This is a genomic window from Peribacillus sp. P4_C12, assembly GCF_056402095.1.
Genome location: NZ_JBFUIB010000890.1, coordinates 1 through 1,098, shown reverse-complemented (window position 1 = coordinate 1,098; position 1,098 = coordinate 1). Strand labels below are relative to the sequence as shown.

Here is a 1,098-nt window from a genome sequence, read left to right as displayed (position 1 = left end):
ATGTACGACTTGCAGAGTAGAAATATTGGCAGGTGATTTTTGTGAGGTAACACATAAAGAAAAAAAGGCTTTTGAGGAAAAAGGAATGGAAGATCATTTGCGTTTATCCTGTCAAATTTTCGTCAATGGAGACATAACCATTCGACCGATCATGACTGTAGAAAACTCTCGAATAGCCGCTGGACCAAGGCCAGCTGATTAAATTGAACCAATATTTTATTCAGTGAACCATTCTTAACATCATAACTTCAAAATATAAGCTGCAGCCGATTCGTGATCAGCAGCAGCTGGAAGATATGAAATAGAGTCTGAAGCGCCATTAATTAAACAATACTCAGGACTATCGGCAGTTAATTAAGGCTGAAAAGTTCGCTGTCGTTCCCGGGATAGATTGGATAATAATCTTATATTCTTAATTACTTTTCGAACAAAAATATTGGAAGGTTGTTTGATTTAGTATAGCAACAAATATTTTAAGTTTTTATTGACAAACTATTGGCTGATTTAGTTTGATTTTTTCTGAGAAAATAAAAACATTATACCCTTTCAAGAGGTCTATAAGGTAAAAGTGGTAATTGAATTCTAACCTGGTCTCCAGGGTGAACCTCACCACTTTCCAAAACTATGCTCATTATTCCTGCTTTCCGTATCAAGTTCCCCTGCTTATCTCGGTCTAAAACTGCTTTCATAAGTCCTGGTTTAAATTGATCTATTTGGATACATGGATTTCGTAAGCCAGTTACTTTAATAACTGCTGTTTCCCCAATATATAGAACCGTATCCCTAGGTAATTCAAGAAGATCGATACCTTGTGTGGTGATATTTTCACCCATTTGTCCAGCTGTAACATTAAAGCTATCTTTCAATTCATCTAATAATTCAGAGTGGATTAGGTGAACTTGTCGTAGGTTAGGTTGATTTGGGTTATTCGCTACACGTGAACGATGCTTAACTGTCTTACCTAAATGGGCATCTCCTTCAACTCCCAAACCTTTTAACAGTTTTATATTACTACAATTTTCCTTACTAAATGGGCATCTCCTTCAACTCCCAAACCTTTTAACAGTTTTATATTACTACAATTTTCCTTACTAAATG

The 1,098-nt window shown here is 35.6% G+C and carries 2 protein-coding genes; one reads left to right on the top strand and one right to left on the bottom strand.

What is annotated here, in order from left to right:
• On the top strand, window positions 1-202 hold a 202-nt coding region (locus tag AC1DUW_RS29980), incomplete at its 5' end, for a 2Fe-2S iron-sulfur cluster-binding protein (protein ID WP_477644330.1).
• A gap of 334 nt (window positions 203-536) precedes the next feature.
• Here AC1DUW_RS29980 and AC1DUW_RS29975 read toward each other — a convergent pair.
• Entirely contained in the window at window positions 537-989 is a 453-nt protein-coding gene (locus AC1DUW_RS29975) for an MOSC domain-containing protein (protein WP_477644329.1), read from the bottom strand.
• Between the last annotated feature and the right edge of the window lie 109 nt (window positions 990-1,098).